This is a genomic window from Streptosporangium sp. NPDC006013, from assembly GCF_040614275.1.
Taxonomy (GTDB): Bacteria; Actinomycetota; Actinomycetes; order Streptosporangiales; family Streptosporangiaceae; genus Streptosporangium.
Genome location: NZ_JBEXUE010000062.1, coordinates 12,344 through 31,670, shown reverse-complemented (window position 1 = coordinate 31,670; position 19,327 = coordinate 12,344). Strand labels below are relative to the sequence as shown.

The 19,327-nt window shown below is 70.8% G+C and carries 15 protein-coding genes, 1 pseudogene and 1 riboswitch; of the genes and pseudogenes, 10 read left to right on the top strand and 6 right to left on the bottom strand.

Annotation, left to right across the window (positions count from 1 at the left end; translation table 11 throughout):
- Positions 1–1,336, top strand: a pseudogene (locus tag ABZ260_RS12745) (hypothetical protein); the annotation flags it as partial.
- A 74-nt stretch (positions 1,337–1,410) separates the two neighbouring features.
- Here ABZ260_RS12745 and ABZ260_RS12740 read toward each other — a convergent pair.
- The 3 genes from ABZ260_RS12740 to ABZ260_RS12730 form a co-directional block, all read right to left on the bottom strand.
- Positions 1,411–2,370, bottom strand: a complete 960-nt coding sequence (locus ABZ260_RS12740) for a C39 family peptidase (protein ID WP_355616217.1) — start codon at positions 2,368–2,370, stop codon at positions 1,411–1,413.
- Positions 2,371–2,459: 89 nt separating this feature from the next.
- Positions 2,460–4,937, bottom strand: coding sequence for a hypothetical protein (locus tag ABZ260_RS12735; protein WP_355616213.1), 2,478 nt, complete (start codon positions 4,935–4,937; stop codon positions 2,460–2,462).
- A gap of 469 nt (positions 4,938–5,406) precedes the next feature.
- Positions 5,407–5,631 carry a hypothetical protein gene (locus ABZ260_RS12730; RefSeq protein WP_355616211.1) on the bottom strand — a complete coding sequence of 75 codons (225 nt, stop codon included), beginning with the start codon at positions 5,629–5,631 and terminating at the stop codon, positions 5,407–5,409.
- A 469-nt stretch (positions 5,632–6,100) separates the two neighbouring features.
- Between ABZ260_RS12730 and ABZ260_RS12725 the strand changes: the two genes are divergently transcribed.
- Positions 6,101–8,029, top strand: coding sequence for a hypothetical protein (locus ABZ260_RS12725; protein WP_355616209.1), 1,929 nt, complete (start codon positions 6,101–6,103; stop codon positions 8,027–8,029).
- A gap of 200 nt (positions 8,030–8,229) precedes the next feature.
- Here the strand turns inward: ABZ260_RS12725 and ABZ260_RS12720 are convergent, their stop codons facing one another.
- The gene (locus ABZ260_RS12720; protein WP_355616207.1) at positions 8,230–8,499 is read right to left on the bottom strand and encodes a Scr1 family TA system antitoxin-like transcriptional regulator; all 270 of its coding nucleotides are present in this window, start codon (positions 8,497–8,499) and stop codon (positions 8,230–8,232) included.
- 142 nt (positions 8,500–8,641) lie between these two features.
- Here ABZ260_RS12720 and ABZ260_RS12715 point away from each other — a divergent pair, with 142 nt between their 5' ends.
- Positions 8,642–8,839 carry an ATP-binding protein gene (locus ABZ260_RS12715; RefSeq protein ID WP_355616205.1) on the top strand — a complete coding sequence of 66 codons (198 nt, stop codon included), beginning with the start codon at positions 8,642–8,644 and terminating at the stop codon, positions 8,837–8,839.
- Between the two features lie 66 nt (positions 8,840–8,905).
- On the opposite strand, the gene ABZ260_RS12710 is transcribed toward ABZ260_RS12715, so the two are convergent.
- Positions 8,906–10,999, bottom strand: coding sequence for a multicopper oxidase family protein (locus tag ABZ260_RS12710; RefSeq protein WP_355616203.1), 2,094 nt, complete (start codon positions 10,997–10,999; stop codon positions 8,906–8,908).
- Between the two features lie 55 nt (positions 11,000–11,054).
- Positions 11,055–11,519 carry a hypothetical protein gene (locus ABZ260_RS12705; RefSeq protein WP_355616201.1) on the bottom strand — a complete coding sequence of 155 codons (465 nt, stop codon included), beginning with the start codon at positions 11,517–11,519 and terminating at the stop codon, positions 11,055–11,057.
- 284 nt (positions 11,520–11,803) lie between these two features.
- Here ABZ260_RS12705 and chrA point away from each other — a divergent pair, with 284 nt between their 5' ends.
- The 7 genes from chrA (at position 11,804) to ABZ260_RS12670 (ending at position 19,188) form a co-directional block, all read left to right on the top strand.
- Positions 11,804–12,970, top strand: a complete 1,167-nt coding sequence (chrA, locus tag ABZ260_RS12700; protein WP_355616199.1) for a chromate efflux transporter — start codon at positions 11,804–11,806, stop codon at positions 12,968–12,970.
- A gap of 50 nt (positions 12,971–13,020) precedes the next feature.
- Positions 13,021–13,797 carry a precorrin-6A synthase (deacetylating) gene (gene cobF, locus ABZ260_RS12695; RefSeq protein ID WP_355616197.1) on the top strand — a complete coding sequence of 259 codons (777 nt, stop codon included), beginning with the start codon at positions 13,021–13,023 and terminating at the stop codon, positions 13,795–13,797.
- Positions 13,798–14,004: 207 nt separating this feature from the next.
- A riboswitch (cobalamin riboswitch) is annotated at positions 14,005–14,137 on the top strand.
- A gap of 30 nt (positions 14,138–14,167) precedes the next feature.
- Positions 14,168–14,356, top strand: coding sequence for a CbtB domain-containing protein (locus tag ABZ260_RS12690; protein ID WP_326830249.1), 189 nt, complete (start codon positions 14,168–14,170; stop codon positions 14,354–14,356).
- A gap of 10 nt (positions 14,357–14,366) precedes the next feature.
- Positions 14,367–15,092, top strand: coding sequence for a CbtA family protein (locus tag ABZ260_RS12685; RefSeq protein WP_355616195.1), 726 nt, complete (start codon positions 14,367–14,369; stop codon positions 15,090–15,092).
- 49 nt (positions 15,093–15,141) lie between these two features.
- On the top strand, positions 15,142–17,250 hold the full coding sequence (locus ABZ260_RS12680; RefSeq protein ID WP_355616193.1) for a VWA domain-containing protein: 2,109 nt from the start codon (positions 15,142–15,144) through the stop codon (positions 17,248–17,250).
- A gap of 1 nt (position 17,251) precedes the next feature.
- The gene (cobO, locus tag ABZ260_RS12675; RefSeq protein ID WP_350922595.1) at positions 17,252–17,854 is read left to right on the top strand and encodes a cob(I)yrinic acid a,c-diamide adenosyltransferase; all 603 of its coding nucleotides are present in this window, start codon (positions 17,252–17,254) and stop codon (positions 17,852–17,854) included.
- Positions 17,848–19,188, top strand: coding sequence for a cobyrinate a,c-diamide synthase (locus ABZ260_RS12670; protein WP_355616190.1), 1,341 nt, complete (start codon positions 17,848–17,850; stop codon positions 19,186–19,188). Before cobO ends, ABZ260_RS12670 begins: the two co-directional genes overlap by 7 nt.
- Positions 19,189–19,327 lie beyond the last annotated feature (139 nt).

Below are 19,327 nucleotides of genomic sequence, written 5' to 3'. Positions count from 1 at the left end.
CCGCCGCCCGCTGCGTGCCCTGCGACGATCCGGCCGACCTGGCGGCGCGGTCGCCGAGCACGGTGACCGGGTGCTCGGGGCCAGCGGGAACACCCTCTTCGACGTGCGGAAGGACGGCACGGACGCCAGGCAGGTCGGCCTCGGCGACCGCACCCTCGACATGATCGGCTTCGCTGGTGACGGCACCGCGTACGTGTCGTCCAGGCCGCAGGGCACGATCTACCGCTATCGCACGGGCGACACCGCGCTCACCGAGGTCGGTACCCCCAGGACCGGCGAGGAGACCCGCCGGTTGGTGCCCGAGGGCGACACGCTGCTCGGCTTCTCCGGCAGCGGCGGCATGTGGACGATGGACGTGCGCACCGGCCAGGCCGCGTTCACCGACTTGATCGAGGCGGGCCTGCCGACCGGCTCGGAGCGCCCGCAGTCGATGCTGCTCGACCGCGACCGGACGCTGTACGTCGGCGGCCACTTCTCCCTCACCATCCGCGACCTGCGCAGCGGCGACCAGCGCCGGATCTGGCTGCCGGGAGAGCCGAAGGACCTGGTCCGCCGCGGCGACAAGATCTACGCCGCGATCTACCCCAGCGGGCAGATCATCGAGATCGACCGGCGCGACCGCGTCCGCAGCCTCGGCTACCTCGGTCACGGCCAGCAGCGGCCGTGGGATCTGGAGTACGACCCCCGCACCGACAAGCTGCTCGTCGCCTCGGCTCCACTGGGCGCCAACTTGAAGGGGGCCCTGTCGGTCGTCGACCCCGACACCGGCAAGATGGACGTCTACCTGGACGTCATCCCCGACCAGAGCCTCATGAGCCTCTCGCTCGACTCCCGCAAGGGCATCGTCTACCTCGGCGGCGACGTGCTCGGCGGCGGCGGCACCCCGCCGGTGAAGACGTCGGCGTCCGTCGCGGCGTTCGACCTGCGCAGCCGCAAGGTGCTCTGGCAGGTGGACCCGGTCGCCGGCTACCGGACCTTCCAGGACATCAAGGTGCACGACGGCGTGCTCTACGGGGTCTACAAGCGCAACGCGAGCTGGTTCGCGATGGACCTGGCCACCCGCACGATCACCCACCAGGGCCCGCTGCCCGGGTACGGCGAGCTGACCGTCCACCGGGGCCGCGTCTTCACCTCCACCTTCTTCGGCGGCGGCAACGTTTACGAACTGGGCACCGAGGCCAAGCTCGTGGCGACCGGCCTGGGAGACGAGTGGTACACCAACCCGCAGCTCCACTTCGAGCGCGGCTCCTGGAACGCCTGGGCCCTGGCCGGGCGTGATCTGGCGCTGATCCGGCTCGATCCCCGCTGCCCGACCTTGACGATCCCTCCGGCCTGAGATCGGGCTTCGAAGCAGACCCAGCCAGGTTCACGAGGCCCTCGTGAACCTGGCACAGCCGGATCAGATGAGCGTCATGTCGCGATGGCCCAGATGTTGTCGTCCACAGCCTGTGCTCCCCTGGCCGCGAAGAAGAGCTCGTCCTGCGTGAGCGACTCCTCCCGCCCGGCGCCCAGATCCCAGACCTTGAAGTTCATGGGCATCCATGGGATGTGGCTCGCGTTGGTTGTCTCGAAGCCGCCGTAGCCGTGGATGACGATGTAGTGCCGGATGCTCCCGGACGCGTTCGGAGACCAGGGCAACTGGCCAGGCTTGACGAGAACGGCGACCGGCCTGCCCCTCGACAGCGACGTCACAATCGTGTTGAGTCCGATCTCCCTGGCGGTCCCGCTGGGAGGGATGTTGTAGTCCTTGTAGGGGAAGTCCTGGGGCACGCTTGCGTTGAGGCCGAGTTTCATCATCCACGGCATCGTTCCGAGGGCGGTCGTCTCCGAGATACCGGCCAGGCTGGACTGCGAGGGAGCCGAGATGCCCATCGTGGCGATGATCGTCTGCGCCGCTCCGGGACCGCACCAGTTCGACTTCTCCTGATACTTGGCGGAGAGAGTCATGTCCAGGGCACGCACGGGCCTCATCCACGCGCCGGCGATACCGAAGGTGGCGTCGGCCACCACATAGGGCCGTCTGAGCGCGGTCCATCCGGTCCAGCATGCGCGACTTCCGTTAGTCGTCATCGTCGGGCACGACTGGGGGAGGCTGACGCCGTTGCCGCCGAACCAGAGCCTCATGTTGACCTGGAAATTGGTGTACGCGCCGGGGTTGATGAAGGAGATGGCCCGCACTTGCGTGCGTGCCGAGTTGAACTCCAGGCACACCTGATAAGCGGTCCCGTTGTAAGTTCTGGAATTGGAACAGGTCCTGTTCCCGGAACTTGGGGGGTATTCCCCCCAGGTGCCGGCCTGCGCGGGGAGCGCGGGGACGGTGACGAACGCGAGCACCGTTCCGGTCAGGACCGCGAGTAATGCTCTGATCATTCTTCGCACGAGCTTGCTTCCTTTGTGTCGAGGGCATGGTTGGTCGAGAGGCCCATATCGGTTCAGGCCGAAGTGAGGAGGGGCTGTCCTCACGCCTGGGGAACGGCAAGCCTGTACAGCCGCTCGTTGATCTTGTAATAGAGATTGCCGAGGCCGTCGGCCGTCAGGCCTTCCATCCCTGGGATCGTCAGCAGCACGGTCAGCACCTTCGTCGACTTGTTGATCTTGAAGATCTGGTCGCCCATCGTGCCGTACACGTGGAGGGGATCCTGGGTCACGGTCAGCAGCACCCCGTCGCGCCAGGCCAGACTGGGCTTACCGGCATAGTCGGGGTCGGGGAACAGCCGTCTGGCCGTGATCGCCGCGGGCCGCGCCGGATCGAGGGTGAACAGTGAGCCGCCCGCCAGGCCCCAAAGCTCACCGTCCACCTCCGCGAGGGCTGTGACGGCCTTGGGCGCCGTCAGCGGGAGCGGATGTGGGCGCACGGCACCGGTGGCGGGGTCGAAGGAGAACAGTGTGGCCGACGCCCCCGGCGCGTAGACGGGGTCGACACCCAGAGCGCCGCGCGTGGAGGTGCCGCCGAACAGCTTGCCTCCCGCGTAGGCCAGCGAGACGACGGACTGGTTCGGCACCACGCAGAGGGTCCGCCCGGCCGTGCCTTCCTTCCAGACGGTGAGGGCGCCGCTGCGTTTGCCGTACTTCGGCACCGTGCCCATGTAGACGGTGCCGTCCGGCCCGCCGGCGAGCGCGTATGGCCGGTCCTGCGGCGGCGGGCCCTTGCCCGGCTCGCAGTCGTCGGCCTTGTCTCCCGCCTCACCGCCGGTGTACCTGAGCGTGGGCGGCCGGGAACCTGCGGGGTTGTGGCTGTAGAGCTTGGCCGACGGGTAGACGCCCAGGTAGAGCAGGCCGTTGTGTGCCAGCAGGCTGTCGGTCTGGCTGAGCCCATTGAGGGTCGGCGTGTCCGGCCGGCCGTCGTCGCCGTCGCCCCGCAGCGGGTCGTAGACACCGATGCCGCCGGTCAGGTAGCCGCCGGTGTAGATGTCGCCGTCGGGCCCCGCGCCGAGCGCGTTGATCGCGGCGGGCAGGACGGGTGCGCCGGAGACGACCCTGCTACTCCAGTTGCCGCTCGCGGGGTCGTACTTGAAGATCCTGGTGCCGTCCGAGGCCGCGCCGAGGCCGACCAACGTGCCGTCGGCCCAGGTGTACCCGGTGACGTCGAGTCCGGGCCGGACGGAGGTCGCCCGCACGGACCCGGTGCCCACGTCGTAGGAGTGCAGCAGACCCTCCTTGACGAACCAGACCTTGCCGTCGCGAGCCGGCGAGTGGTGCAGGTCCACGTCGGTGATCGCGGCGTCGGTGACGGCGGCGTGCGAGCCGTCGGCGTTGCGGACGACGCGCAGGACGAGCAGCGTGCGGTCGATCCAGGCGAACAGCCTGTCCCCCGTCCAGGTGAGCCCGCCCACCATGGAGTTGTGCGCATAGGCCGCCGGAAGGAGACTGTCCACGCGCCCCGTGACGTTGTCGAACCTGGTCAGCGCGGCGTTCGTGCCGGTGCCCAGGTACGTGGCGTTGGCGTCCGGGTCGTGGGCGAGGCTGCGCACGTACTGAGCACCGGCCGCGATGGGCACGTTGCCGATCGTGGTGAAGGCGCCGTTGTCGTACTTGAAGTAGCGGCCGTCGTTGTAGGTGCCGCCGTACACCTTCCCGCCCGCTCCCGGCTCCAGGTCCCAGATGAACGAGTAACCGCCCTCCGCCCGCCCGAGGTCGGTGACCGTGGACTGGCCGGGGACGTACCGGTAGAGCTTGGAGTTGGGATAGGTGCCGAGGTAGACGCTGCCGTCGGTGGCGGTGGCCGCCGCCCAGCCGCCGATGGTGGGCGTGACCGCGGTGTCGGGAATGGTGATCTTCCGGGTCACCTCCTCGCCGGCCACGTCGATCACGGCGAGCTGTGGGTTGGCGTCGGCGGTGCCGGTGTAGAGGGCGTAGGCGCTGCCACCCGAGAAGGTGGTGGCGTTGGGCACGCTGCTCTCGATCTGCACGCCCAGATCGGTCAGGTCCCTGGTGATCAGCACCTCGTCCCAGTAGGCGGTGCCCACGTCGGCCACACCCGAGTAGATGAGGGCCGAGACGGTGGCCGTGCCGGTGGGCGCGACGCCCGAGGCCGTGACGCGGTTCCACCGTCTGCCCGTCACCGAGGCGTTCGCGCCGCCGTCGAGAAGACGGCCGGAGGCATCCCTGAAGCGCAGATACAGATGCGCGGTGCCGCTATCGGCCCAGACCTCGGCGTGCAGTGTGTAGCGAGTCCCCGCCGCGGCGGGCAGGCCCGGCATGCTCTCCCTGCCGTACGCGGCCCCCGGGTCTGTGTCGGCGACACGCGCAGTGGTGCGCCCGTCCCAGACCACGGCGCTGACGCCGCCCGGGCTGTGCGAACCGCTCCATCCGGCCAGCCCCTCGTCGAAACCTCCGTTGACGATCCGCAGGTCGGCCGCGGACGCCGACGTGAACGGCACCGCGAGCAGCGCCGCCAGGAACGCCATCGCCACCGCCCCGCGCAGGGCGCGGCTCACGCGCCTGTACCTGTTCTGCGGACAGGCATCGGCCCCGCCAATAGGTCCTCCAGGCGAATCTGCACAGCGCGCCACCTCCACGATGCGTTCATTTGTGTTCAATTTCAGCCATGACCGTAATCTCGTATGGCGCCCCCGCGCCCACCGCATGAACCGGCGGGCGCGGGGATCCCCTCACGGCGTGGACGTGTTGTAGCCGTAGGACGTGTCCCTCTTGTCGCGATCCGGCAGCAGACTGTCGTTGTCGGCGATGGCCGCCGGTCTGGCAGTCGTCAAGCGGGTCATCGAACGGGTCAAGTTCTGCTCCCCGGGTTAAGGCCGGCCCGCGGGCGGCGGGCTGAGCATGATCGTTAGTTTGCATACTGTGTCGATTACGGTCAAGGCCCAAATAAATGAAACGGGACCAAGGTGGACCAACGTCCAACGCTGGCCGAGTCCCCCTGGTTCGGTTCGGGAAGTTCACCTTGACCTACCGGAAACCGGCGTGTGCTCCGCGACGCAGGCCCAGCTCGGCCCAGCCGATACCGCGCGAGTTGGCGACGCGGCCGGTGATCGGCACGCCAGTGCCGGTGGCGGCACGGGTGCGCGGGTCGTAGTAGACCCGGCCCTGCTCGTCGGGCGGGGAGGCGTCGAGGCCGTGGGCGGCGTCGAGCTTGTCGACCCACGCGCCCGCGGCGATGTCCCACACATGCATGGGACCCGGACTCGCGCTGCCGAATGAGCAGGGCGTCCTGAAGCGGCACGCCCAGCTCGGTGATCCTGCCCAGGGTATGGGCCTCGGCGGACCCCTGGAGCGCCGGCACGGCGGATGCCGCGACGACGATCGCTAATAATTTTCCTATTAGGGTCATGACCGGAAACCTAAAGACCGCTAATCTTTCCGTCATGGGTCGATTTCGGCAACGACCGAATTGGAAAGACTCATGCGTCTACCCCCTGCCCCTGCTTCTCCTCCCTGCCCACGCCGCCGCGCTGCCCGGCGGAAAGGTCTGCTCCGTCGTCACGCACGGCCGTCCGCGCGCGACCTCGCCCTCGAACCGGGTCGATCTGGGCGGCCACACCTTCGGTACGGACGGCCGGGTCCGCGCCGAGGCCTCTTCCCACATCGGAGCGGTGTCCTACGACCCACTCCCATCCATGACGACCGGAAAGGTTCCCCCCACATGATCCAGCGTCGTAGATTCCTGCAGCTCACCGCCGTCGCGGGCGGCTCCGCACTGCTGCCCGCCGCCCCCGCCCACGCCCACACCGCCGCCGAAGGCGAGGTGACCGTCCTGGGCCCCGCCAGCGTCACCAGCGCCCTCGGCAACGGCGAGTTCGTCGGCGGCGTGCTCTACGCCGGCACCCGTGGGCTGTCACCCAACGTCGTGGGCGCATACGACCTGGCCCGCGACACGGTGACCGGGCACACCGACATCCCCACGGGCATCGGCGTGTGGGCGATGTGCGCCGTCGGCACCGATGTCTACATCGGCACCCACGGCCGCTCCGACCTCTACCGGCTCGACACGCTCACCGGCGCGCTGTCCAAGGTGGGCGCCTACAGCCACCCCTACATCTGGGGCCTGGCCTCCTCACCCGACGGCAAGGTCTACCTGGCGATCTCCGAACCGGGCCGGGTCGTGGAGTACGACCCGGCCACCGGAACGAGCCGCGACCTGGGCGTCATCGTCGAGGGTGAGGCGTACGTGCGGAGCATCGCCGCCGACGCCACCACCGTCTACGCGGGTATCGGCGCGCACGCCCACCTGATCGCGATCGACCGGGCCACGGGTGCCAAGCGCGACATCCTGCCCGCCGAACTGGCCGCCCGCGACTTTGTCGCGAGCCTGACGATCTCCGATACCCACCTCGCGGGCGGCATCTCCTCCAACGGCGAGGTGCTGGTGATGTCGAAGTCGGACCCGTCCGATCACCGGGTGCTCGCCACCGGTGAGAAGTACATTCCCTCGGTCCTGCTGCACGACGGCTATGTCTACTTCACCGGGCGGCCCACCGGCACGCTCTACCGCTGCCGGCTGGACGGCGGCGCGGTGGAGACGCTCGGCGTGGCGCTTCCCGAGGCGGCCACCCACCGGCTGCTCTCGCACGAAGGCCGCATCTACGGCGTCCAGGACGGCGCGGTCTTCGTCTATGACCCGGCCGACGGCTCACTCGACTACGTCAACCTCGTCCAGCGGGGGTTCAGGGCCGCGCCGGAGCAGCCCATGTCCGTGCACTCCGACGGGCGGCGGGTCTACGTCGGTGGCAAGGGCGGCGCCGACATCCACGACCTGAAGGCGGGTACCAGCACCCGCCTCGGCATCCCCGGCGAGCCCAAGACCGCGCTCACCGTGCGGGACGTCACCTATCTCGGCGTCTACACCCAGGGCCTGCTGTATGCGCACCGGGCCGGCGAGCCGTCGGCCACGTTGCTCGCCAAGACGGGCAACCAGCAGGATCGCCCCCGCGACCTCGCCCACGACGCGCTGACCGGGCTGATCGCGATGACCACCCAGCCCGAGCCCGGCCAGCTCAACGGCGCGCTGTCGCTCTACTCCCTCCGCACGGGGAAGCTGGACACCTACCGGCCGGTCGTCGAGCGGCAGAGCCTGTACGCCGTCACCTGCCGGGTCGGGGTCGCCTACCTCGGCACCAATATCCAGGAGGGCCTCGGACTTCCGCCGGTCACCACGACCGCCCGGCTGGCCGCCTTTGACCTGCGCGCGCGCAAGCTGCTGTGGCAGCTCGAACCCGTGCCGGGTGCGAAGGTCGTCCGAGGCCTGGCGCACACGCCCCTGGCCGTGTACGGCGTGACGGACACTGGGATCCTGTTCGAGTACGACCTGTTGCACCGCAAGGTCACCCGCACCGTGAAGGTCGGTGCGAAGGGGAGCGACCTGCATGTGTCCGGCCTGGTCGCCTACACCACCGACGGTGACGCGATCTACAAGGTCGACCTCGTGACGTTCGCCGTGAAGACCATCGCCTCCGGCCTGGCGGGCGAGTGGTTCGGTGGCGAGCCGAAGCTGGCCCTCGACCCCTCGCGCAAGGCACTGTACGGCGTGCGCGGCCGCGACCTGGTCCGGATCGCCGTCACCGGGCGGCGCTGACCACGGCCGGGCCGGTCATCCCCGGGCCGCGAGCACCGTGGCCCGGGGCCTCGCGCACATCACCGCGCGGGCAGGGGCGTCCACACAGTTGCTCTGGGCGCCACCGCGAGCGCTTTTACGCCAGATGCCGCAGGAATGCTGACCGTCAACCATCGTTGAGCGTCCTCCCTGGATAAATCACACCAATTAGAGCGTAACGGCTATCTCTCAATGGGGTGGCGGAGGGCGGCCTCACTGATCAGGGCGCGTAGGGTAACCGGCTCCTGCCGCCTGAGGATGGTCTTGCGTGTCGTCCGGACGGCGACGAACTCCCCGAGCTCGGTGGCGCTGCTCAGACCTTGCATGGCGGACACGAACGTCCGGGCATACGCCTCTGTCTGTAGCAGCCCCGGCATCAGATAGGCCTCGTAAGTTTGGATCTCGGTCGCCGTCGATTCGAGCCGTATCAGGTCTACGTACGAAGGTGCCAATGCGTCGCCGTGCTCGACCTACCAGCCGCGTCGCTCCTGCTGTATCTCAGCTGCGACGATCATGAGCTTGTCGCGGACGTTTGGGTCGGTGACTCCGTAGGCATCCAGGATCGGAGTCTCGCTGGCGCTCGCCACCGGCGGCGTGCTGGTCGCGGTTCGGGACTGCGGGTCCTCCAGGATCCCGTACCCGAGACAGGCGGAGGAGGAGGCCCAGAGCGGCCGGGGCCTCGCCCTGGTCGACACCCTGGCGGCCCGCTGGGGCTTCCACCCATCCCCCGGAAGCACGAGCGTCTGGTTCCAGCTCGCCACGCCCTCGCCCGGCCTGGGCGGAGACGGCTGATCACTCGGGGCTGTTCCCCTGGCTTTGGCTTGTCGCCTCCTGCCCGGCCTGGGCGGGGGTGGCTGATCATTCGGGGTTGTTCCCCGAGGCGTGACCGGCGTCGTAGGGGGTGGTGACGCCCTCGTAGGCGAAGTGGAAGGTCATGCCGAGGGTCGCGTGGCCCAGGTCGTGACAGTGCGACAGCCAGATGCCCGGGTTGTCGGCGCGCAACGCGACCTCCCAGACCTCACCAGGGCCGACGTCGAAGGTGTCCATCCACAGCTCTCCGGTGGCGGGTACGCCGTTGCGGGACAGCACGCGGACGTGGTGGCCGTGCGGGTGGATGGGATGGACGTCCCCGCTCCGGTTGGCCACCGTGATCTTCACCAGCTCGCCCTCGCGTAGCACGGGGGTGGTGATGCGCGGCCAGACCTCGCCGTTGACCGTGTGGGCCAGGGTGGGGATCCCGTCCAGCATGGCCAGACCCCGATCCAGGATCCAGGTGACCTCCCGGTCGAACCGGTCGAACCGGTCGGGTCGGCCGGATCCGCCGGGCTTCGCGGGGCCGTCCGAGTCGTACGTCGCGATGTCCAGCAGGGGACCGGCGGCCGGTGCCGGGGCGGTGCCCGAGCCGGGGGTGACCAGCAGGCCGAGGTCGGAGCGGCCGTCCACCGAGAGCAGGACGGGTGTGGCGGGCATCGTGAAGGTCAGGTCGTAGCGCCCGCCCGCGGCCAACTGGACCCGCCGGTCCCCGATCTCGCCGGGCCGTGACAGGTCCCGGCCGTCCACGGCGGCGATCCGGTACGGCGTGCCGCTCAGGCCCAGCGTCCGCCGGACGTTGTCGGTCGCCGTGACGCGGAGCCGGACCGGCGTCCCCGGGGTGACCCCGAGCCGAGCCAGGCCGTCCACCGGGCCTTCGTCGTCGACGGCCACCGTCTGGACACCGCCGAGCACATGGGTGGAGACGGTGTGATCCGACACCTTCGCCACGGCATCAGGTGAAGAGCCGGAACCGAGTGGTCCGCCCGCGGCACCCGAGGGGGAGCCGAGTGGATCCGCGCGGTCCGGAAGGCCGGGAGGGGAGGTGCCCTCGCCGGTGGCCGCCGGGTCGACGACGAGCATGCCGTACAGGCCCATCCGGACCGCCGGGTCCGACAGGTCGTGGCTGTGGTACCAGTAGCTGCCCGGGTCCTCGGCCAGGAAGCGGTAGACGAACTCGCCTCCCGGCTTCACCGCGTCCTGGGTGACGCCCGCGACGCCGTCCTCGCCCACCGGGACGTCATAGCCGTGCCAGTGCAGGGTCACCCCGATGCCGGGCATCGCGTTGCGCAGCCGTACCTCGACCAGTTCCCCCTGGCGGACGCGGATGGTGGGACCGGGCACCGTGCCGTCGAACGTCCACGCCTCGACGCGCCGGCCGGAGGCCAGGGTCACGGTCGCGGGCTTGGCGGTGAGGGTGAAGCGTCGTACCTTCGCACCGGTGGCCGGACCGCGCAGGTCCGTCACCGCCCTGGTCGTGGCGGCGGGCCGGACGGTGCTCTGGGCGCCGTCCTGGTGGTGAGCGCCGAGATCCAGCGTCGCCGGTATCCGGCTCGACCACGCCGACAGCCCCGCCCAGACCAGGGCCGCGCACAGCACCGCGATCCCCGCCGTGGTGCTCCACCTCCCACGCGCCACGGTTCCGGTCGTGGTCTCCGCATCTCCGGTACGGGAGACGGTGCCGAGCAGTTGCCAGGTGATGGTGGCACCGACGGCGACCAGGGCGACGAGGACGCCGGACAGGACCGGAGGGACGGGGTGGGAGATCGTGAGTGCCGCGACGACGCCGCCCAGGGCGCCGTACCCGGCGGTCAGCGTGGGGACGGCCGTGGCGGGGGGCGGTGACGGGCGGAGCAGCCGGGGGAGGGCGGTGACGGCGGCGACCAGCGCGGGGACACCGACCAGTGGCAGGGCGAGGATCAGCTTGTCGGCGGCGAACCACCATCCCGAACGGCTCAGCGTGACCGCCAGCCCGACCCGCAGACCGGTGGCGGCCAGTGCCGCCAGGTTCAGGCCGAGGGCGATCAGGCGGGTACGGCGATCACGGCGGGCCATGACCGTGCTCACCCCGGCGCCGAGCCAGAGCGCGGCGACGAGAACGAGCAGGATGCGGTCCAGGGCGAGGAGCTGCGCGGTATTCATGATCTTTCAGGGTGAGTGGAAAGGGCCGGAACCGTGAGAGACGGCGCGGGTGAGGTCAGAACGGGGAGGAGGCCAGGTCGGGGGTCCGCCTCCTGGCGTGGGCGGGTGAGGCCAGGGCCCTCGCCTCGCGGAAGATCACCACGGAGGCCCAGAGCAGCACCAGGCCGAGGATCGCGTGGAAGCCGAACACGACGTGGGCGAAGGTGTTGGTCTGCTCCTTGGTGGCACCGGACAGCTCGACCAACGGGAAGATCACGAAGAGCTGGCCCAGCATGACCGCCAGCGGGACGAGGCTCAGCCAGATCATCTTGCCGCCCGCGCGGGCCAGCGCGGCGACGATCGCGGTGACCAGGGAGAGCGCCGGGATCACCGCGATCCCGTTGATCGCGTGCGGGGTGATGGCGCTGGAGGCGCCCGGGCTCGGGGTGGGGCGCTCGAAGGCGCCGAAGGTGGAGAGGTAGAACTGGGCGATCACGGCGAGCAGCAGGAGTGCGGCGGAGCCGAGGAAGACCTTGCGCATGGAACGTTCCCTGAAGTGTCGGTCGGGGGAGGTTGACGTTCCAAGGATCACCTTCACCACTTGGCAGGCTCTTGCTGTTGTCTGCGCCACCACTTGGGGCCGGGAATCGGCAGGTCGGGCGGCTCGGGCTGGGACCATGGACGGCGCCGAGGTCAGGACCGGGAGCGTTCGCCGAGCGTCAAACGTTCACGGCCGTGGTCCCGGTGTTCGGCCGCCGTCGGCCTGGTGTTCAACACGGTCGTGAACAATGCACGATTCGGTGCACCCCCAGCTGGAAGGCCACGATGAACGCTTCGCACGATGACACCGGTGGCGGATCCGGCGGACGGCCGGTGCACGCGCTGGGCGAGGTCATCGGGGTCTTCCTGAAACTCGGCGTGATCGGATTCGGCGGCCCGGCCGCGCACACCGCGATGATGCGTGACGAACTGGTGCGCCGGCGCGGCTGGGTCTCCGATGAGCGCTTCGTCGACCTGATAGGCGCCGTCAACCTCATCCCCGGCCCCAACTCCACCGAACTGGCCATCCACCTGGGTTATGACCGGGCTCGCTGGAAGGGTCTGATCGCCGCCGGGGTGTGCTTCATCCTGCCCGCCTTCGCCATCGTCCTCGCCCTGGCCTGGTCCTATGTCCGCTACGGCCGGACCCCTGCCGTCGAGGGGTTGCTGTACGGGATCAAACCGGTGGTGGTGGCCATCGTGGTGTGGGCCCTGGCCGGACTGCTCAGGACCGCGATCAAGGGCCGGCTGACCGCGCTCGTCGCCACGGTGGCACTGGCGCTGTACCTGCTCGGTGTCAACGAGCTGCTCGTGCTGGCCGCCGGTGGGCTGGTGGTGATGGCGGCCGGCACCAGGCACGTCTGGCTGCCGCGTCGCGGTTCTCCAGGCCTGGTGCTGGTGCCGCTGCTTCCCGACCCCACCGGCGGCCGGCTCACCGAGCTGTTCCTGACGTTCCTGAAGATCGGTTCGGTGCTGTACGGCAGCGGCTACGTCCTGCTGGCCTTCCTGGAGGGCGACTTCGTACGGCGGCTCGGCTGGATCACCCGCGACCAGTTGCTGGACGCGATCTCCATCGGCCAGCTCACCCCGGGGCCGGTGTTCACCACCGCCACCTTCGTCGGCTACGTCATCGCCGCCCTGCCGGGGGCGGTGCTGGCCACCGTCGCCATCTTCACCCCGTCGTTCGTGCTGGTCGGCCTGCTGACCCGGCTCGTCGACCGGATCCGCGGCCGGGCCTGGTCATCGGCGTTCCTGGACGGTGTCAACGCCACCGCGCTGGCCCTGATGGCCGGTGTCACCCTGCAACTGGCCGGTGATGCGTTCGTCGACCCGCTCACCGTGGCACTGGCCGTGCTCGCGCTGCTGCTGCAGTGGCGCACTAGGCTCAACACCGCCTGGTTCATCGCCGCGGCCGCCGCCATCGGCCTGGCCCGCACGCTGCTCGTCGGTTGACCGGAGCCCCCTGTGCCGAATCTCGAAACGGTACGGGCAGACTCTGTTGGGTGAAGCGAATCCTCATCATCGGCATCGGTGCCGGTGATCCCGACCATCTCACCCTCCAGGCGGTCAAGGCCATCGCCGGTACCGACGTGTTCTTCGTCCTGGACAAGGGCGAGGTCAAACACGACCTCGTCCAGCTGCGGCACGACCTCGTCGACGCGCACGCCCGCCCGCCGTACCGGATCGTCGAGGCCGGCGATCCCGAACGTGACCGGACCACTCCCGACTACGCGCCCGCGGTCGAGGACTGGCGCTCGCGCCGCGCCGACATCTGCGAGCGGTTCATCCGTGACGAGCTCGCCGAGGGGCAGACGGGTGCCTTCCTGGTGTGGGGCGATCCGGGCCTGTACGACAGCACCCTGGCCATCGTCGAGGAGATTCACCAGCGGGGCTCGGTCCGGTTCGAGCACGAGGTGATTCCCGGTGTCAGCAGCGTGTCCGCACTCACCGCCCGGCATCGGGTCAGCCTGACCCGGGTCGCCCGGCCGGTGCACATCACCACCGGCCGGCGGCTCGCCGAGGAGGGGCCCTCGGCCGACGACGTCGTCGTCATGCTGGACGCCCACTGCGCCTTCGCTGATCTGGGCGCCGATCTGGGCGCCGATCCGGGCGGTGACTTCGACATCTACTGGGGCGCCTACCTCGGCACTCCCGACGAGATCCTGGTCGCCGGACCGGTGCCCGAGGTCGCCGACCGCATCCGCGAGCTGCGTGCCGAGGCACGGGCACGCAAGGGCTGGATCATGGACACCTACCTGCTCCGCAGGGTGTCTCGCTGAGCACCTGTCGCGGCGGCCTTCGGGAGCCGCCGCGCATCCGGTCGGTATCCGCTTGTCGCCGTCATGGCCGTATGGCCCGCGCAGCAGAGGCTCACCTCCAAAACCCGATCCATCCCGGGCCGGGGAGCGGGCCGTGGCGGCCGGATCGACGGGCGGAACCGGGTCCGCCGCGCCGCGACGAATCACCTTCTGTTGACGGCCCGCCACGAAAAGAGTTACATTGCGGACGATTTCGCGGTGGTCCGAGGGAAGTCCGGTGAGAAGCCGGTGCGGTCGCGCCACTGTATCCGGAACGTGAGTTCCGGGAGCCAGGTTACTTGGCCGCCGCGTCCTCATCTGTCGGGACGCGTCATCCCCAAGGAGGCTACTCATGCGTGAGCTGTCCGTTTCTCAGCCCGTTCCCCTCTCCCACCTGGCCCGCTGGCTCGTGGCGGTTCCGCTGCTCCTGCTGGTGGCCTACCTGGTCACCTTCGACCAGGGGGTGGTGTCGCAGGCGGGCGACTATCTGCACGAACTCATGCACGACGGGCGCCACCTGCTCGGCGTTCCCTGCCACTAGACCGCGCGCCGTGATCCGTACCCTGTTGCTCCGCGGCCTGCTCGTCGGGCTGGTCGCCGGGCTGATCGCCGCCGTGTTCGCCTACCTGCTGGGCGAGCCGAACATCGACCAGGCCATCGCGCTCGAAGAGGCCGCCGCCCACGCCCAGACCGAGGTCGGGCACTCCCACGGGGAGGAGGCACTGGTCAGCCGGTCCGGCCAGCAGGCCGGGCTCTTCCTCGCCCTGGCCCTGTACGGCATGTCCGTGGGGGGCATCTTCTCCCTCGTCTTCGCCGGGCTGCGCGGCCGGATCGGTCCCCGCTCCGACGTGGTGCTGGCCGCGACGATGGCCGCCACGGCGTTCGTCGCGATCGTGCTGGTGCCGTTCGTCAAGTACCCGGCCAACCCGCCCGCCGTCGGTGACCCGGACACCATCGGCAGCCGGACCACGCTGTACCTGGTCCTGGTCGCCATCGGCCTGCTGTCCGTGGCGGTGGGAGTGGCCTGCGCCCGTAAGGTGCCGGCCAGGCCCTGGCTCGCCGGCGCGGCCGGCTTCCTGGTCCCCGTCATCGTCACCCTGTTCGTGCTGCCGGCGGTCAACGAGGTGCCCGACGGTTTCCCCGCCCAGCTGCTGTGGGACTTCCGGCTGTCCTCCCTCGGCACGCAACTCGTGCTCTGGTCGGCCATCGGCGTCCTGTACGGCATCGCCGTCCAGCGCGTGGTCCGCCGCGACGCGCTCACGGCGGCCCCGAACTGAACGTTCGGCGGGTCGGACACGTCAGCAGGATCTCGCAGAAAGAAACCTCGTGATCGGTGCCTATCCGTTCAGTGCCGTCGTCGGTCTCGACGACCTCAAGCTCGCGCTGATACTCAACGCGGTCTCCCCACGGGTGGGCGGTGTGCTGGTCCGGGGGGAGAAGGGGACCGCCAAGTCCACGATCGTCCGCGCGCTCGCCGCACAACTCCCCGCGGTCAAGGTGATCGCCGCGTGCCGCTTCTCCTGCGACCCGGCCGAGCCGGATCCGGGCTGCCCCGACGGCCCGCACGACGCGGGCGAGGGCGGGCAGGAGCGTCCGGCCGCGCTGGTGGAGCTGCCCGTCGGCGCGTCGGAGGACCGGCTGGTCGGCGCGCTCGACATCGAGCGCGCGCTCACCGAGGGGGTCAGGGCGTTCGAGCCGGGCCTGCTCGCCGCCGCGCATCGAGGTGTCCTCTACGTCGACGAGGTCAACCTGCTCCACGACCATCTCGTGGACCTGCTGCTCGACGCCGCCGCGCTCGGCACCTGCTTCGTCGAGCGAGAGTCGGTCTCGGTACGGCACGCGGCGCGGTTCCTGCTGGTCGGCACGATGAACCCGGAGGAGGGCGAGCTGCGGCCACAGCTCCTGGACCGTTTCGGGCTGACCGTCGAGGTGCGGGCGTCCAGGAATCCGGACGAGCGGGCCGAGGTGGTACGGCGCCGGCTGGCCTTCGACGCCGATCCCGCCTCCTTCGCCGCCGGGTGGGCGGGACAGGAGGCGGCCCTGGCGCGGCGGATCGCCGAGGCCAGGGAGCGGGTCAGGCAGGTCGTGCTGCCGGACGCCCGGCTGCGCCAGATCGCGGGAGTGTGCGCCGCCTTCGAGGTGGACGGGCTCCGGGCCGATCTGGTCACGGCCAACGCGGCCATCGCGCACGCGGCCTGGCGCGGCGGCGCCGAGGTCACGGCCGAGGACGTGCGCGAGGCGGCCCGTCTCTCGCTGCCACACCGCCGCCGCCGAGACCCGTTCGACGCGCCGGGCCTTGACGAGTCACGCCTCGACGACCTCCTGGCGGAGCACGGTGGCGACGAGCCGGACGACCCGGATGGAGGGCCGAGCGGTTCCGGCGGTCCGGGCGATTCGGGTGGTTCGGACGGCCCCGTGAACTCCGGGGACGGTCCCGAGACCGGCTCCGCGGAAAGTCCCGCGGGTGATGGTTCCGGTGCGGGCCCGCACGGCGACACGGACGGCGGTGGTTCGCACGACGGTGGTTCGCACGACGGTGGTTCCGGGGCCGGCGCCGCCGATGTCCCGGGCGCCTCCGACGGGACCGGCGCCTCGCCGGACCGTCCCTCCGCCGAGCGGGTGGTCGCCGCCGCCGAACCGTACCGGGTGCGCCCCTTCCAGGTCCCCGGGCTGGGCGACGGCGCCTCGGGTCGGCGGTCGCGGGCCCGTACCCCCAACGGGCGGACCACCGGATCGCGGGTTCCCGCCGGGCGGCTCCAGCGGCCGCACCTGTCGGCGACGCTCCGCGCCGCCGCGCCGTACCAGCGCGAGCGCGGCCGCAGTGGCCCCGGCCTGCTGGTACGTGACACCGACCTGCGCGAGGCCGTCCGCGAGGGCAAGGAGGGCAACCTCGTGCTCTTCGTGGTGGACGCGAGCGGTTCCATGGCGGCCCGGCAGCGCATGCGCGAGGTCAAGGCGGCTGTGCTCAGCCTGCTGCTCGACGCCTACCAGCGGCGGGACAAGGTCGGGCTGATCACCTTCAGGGGATCCACGGCGGACCTGGTGCTTCCCCCGACCTCCTCGGTCGAGGTCGGCGCGGCGCGGCTGCGGGAGCTGCCGACCGGCGGTCGCACCCCGCTGGCGGCCGGGCTGCGCCGGGCCGCCGAGGTGCTCAGGGTGGAGCGGTTGCGTGACCCCGCCAGAAGGCCGCTGCTCGTGGTGGTCACCGACGGCCGGGCCACCTCGGGGTCCGACGTGGCGGCCCCCGCCGCGCTGCTCGCCGGTACGGCGGGGGTCGTGGTCGACTGCGAGAGCGGTCCGGTGCGGCTCGCCCTGGCCCTCGACCTCGCGGCCAGGCTGGGCACGCCCGCGGTACGGCTCGACGCGCTCGCGGCGGGCGGCGGGCTCGGCGGGCTCGTCCGTGACTACCGGACCGACTACCGGAAGGCGGTCTGAGATGCCGCAGGGCAAGCCGGACACGGTGCCCGAGGACGGGCTCACCACGCGCCAGCGCCGCAACCGGCCGCTGCTGATCGTGCACACCGGGCCGGGCAAGGGGAAGTCCACCGCCGCCTTCGGGATGGCGCTGCGCGCGTGGAACCAGGGCTGGCCGGTCGGGGTGTTCCAGTTCGTCAAGTCGGCCAAGTGGCGCATCGGCGAGGAACGGGCGCTCGTGGTGCTCGGCGAGTCCGCCGAGGGCGGCAGCGTGACCTGGCACAAGATGGGCGAGGGCTGGTCGTGGATCCAGCGGCCGGGCAGCGAGGAGGACCACGCCGCCGACGCCCGCGAGGGCTGGGAGCAGATCAGGCGTGACCTGGCCGCGGAGACCTACCGCTTCTACGTCCTCGACGAGTTCACCTACCCGCTGAAATGGGGCTGGCTGGACGTGGACGACGTGGTCGCCACCCTGGTCGCGCGGCCGGGCAACCAGCATGTCGTGATCACCGGCAGGGACGCCGACCCGAGGCTGGTCGAGGTCGCCGACCTGGTGACCGAGATGGGGAAGGTCAGGCACCCGATGGACGCCGGGCAGAAGGGCCAGAGGGGCATCGAATGGTAGTGCCGCGACTGGTGATCGCCGCGCCGTCCTCGGGCAGCGGGAAGACCACCGTCGCGACCGGCCTGATGGCGGCGCTGCGCGCGCGGGGCCTGCGGGTCTCTCCGCACAAGGTGGGACCCGACTACATCGACCCCGGCTACCACGCGCTCGCCACCGGGCGCCCCGGCCGCAACCTCGACCCCTGGCTGACCGGTGAGGACCGGGTGGCGCCGCTCTTCCTGCACGGCGCGCGGGACGCGGACATCGCCGTGGTCGAGGGGGTCATGGGCCTGTACGACGGTGCCGGGAGCGGGGACTTCGCCTCCACCGCGCACGTCGCCCGGCTGATCGGCGCGCCGGTGGTCCTCGTGGTGGACGCCGCGCGGCAGGGCAGGTCCGTGGCCGCGCTCGTGCAGGGCTTCGCCTCCTTCGACACCCGGGTCCGGCTGGCCGGGGTGATCCTCAACCGGGTCGGCTCGCCGCGGCACGAGGAGATCTGCCGCGCCGCGCTGGACGAGAGCGGCATCTCCGTACTGGGCGTGATCCCGCGGGTGGACGGGGTGGCGACCCCTTCCCGTCATCTCGGGCTGATCCCGGCGGCCGAGCGCAGCGGGGACGCGGTGGCGGCGGTGGAGCGGATGGGCGCCCTGGTCGCCGGCTCCTGCGACCTCGAAGGACTGGTGGCCCTGGCGCGCTCGGCGCCGCCGCTGCCCGCGCATCCCTGGACCCCGGCCCTGCCCCCGTCTGTGACCGTGACCGCGTCCGCGTCCGGTGGGCGGCCGGTCGTGGCCGTGGCGGGCGGGGCGGCGTTCACCTTCGGGTACGCCGAGCAGGTCGAGCTGCTCGCGGCGGCGGGGGCCGAGGTGGCGACCTTCGACCCGCTCAGGGACGAGTGCCTCCCCGAGAACGCCGGGGCGGTCGTCATCGGCGGCGGCTTCCCCGAGATGTACGCGGCGGAGCTGTCCGCCAACGAGCCGCTCCGCCGCCGGGTGGCCGCCTTCGACGGCCCGATCGTCGCCGAGTGCGCCGGGCTGCTCTACCTGGCGCGCGAGCTGGACGGCCATCCCATGTGCGGAAGGCTCGACATCACCGCGACGATGACCGGCAGGCTCACGCTGGGCTACCGTGACGCCGTGGCGACCGCCAAGTCCGTGCTCACCCGCGAGGGCGAGCGCTATCGGGGCCACGAGTTCCACCGCACGGCCACCGATCCCGGGCACGCGACGCCGCCGCTGTTCCGCTGGAGGGGCGCGGCCGACGGCTTCGCCGAGCCCCTGCTGGCCGCCTCCTACCTGCACCTGCACTGGGCAGGCAGTCCCGAGCTGGCCGGACGCCTGGTCGCGGCAATCGGCTGAACCGCCCTCACTCGGGGTGGCGGTAAGACTCGTGCAATCAGGTACAAGCGTTTGAGTTAACCCAGGTCAGCCGGGGTATCCGAGGGATCTTTCCCGGATCGGGCGACGGGCTGGATCTTGTGCGGTCAGTATTGATCCG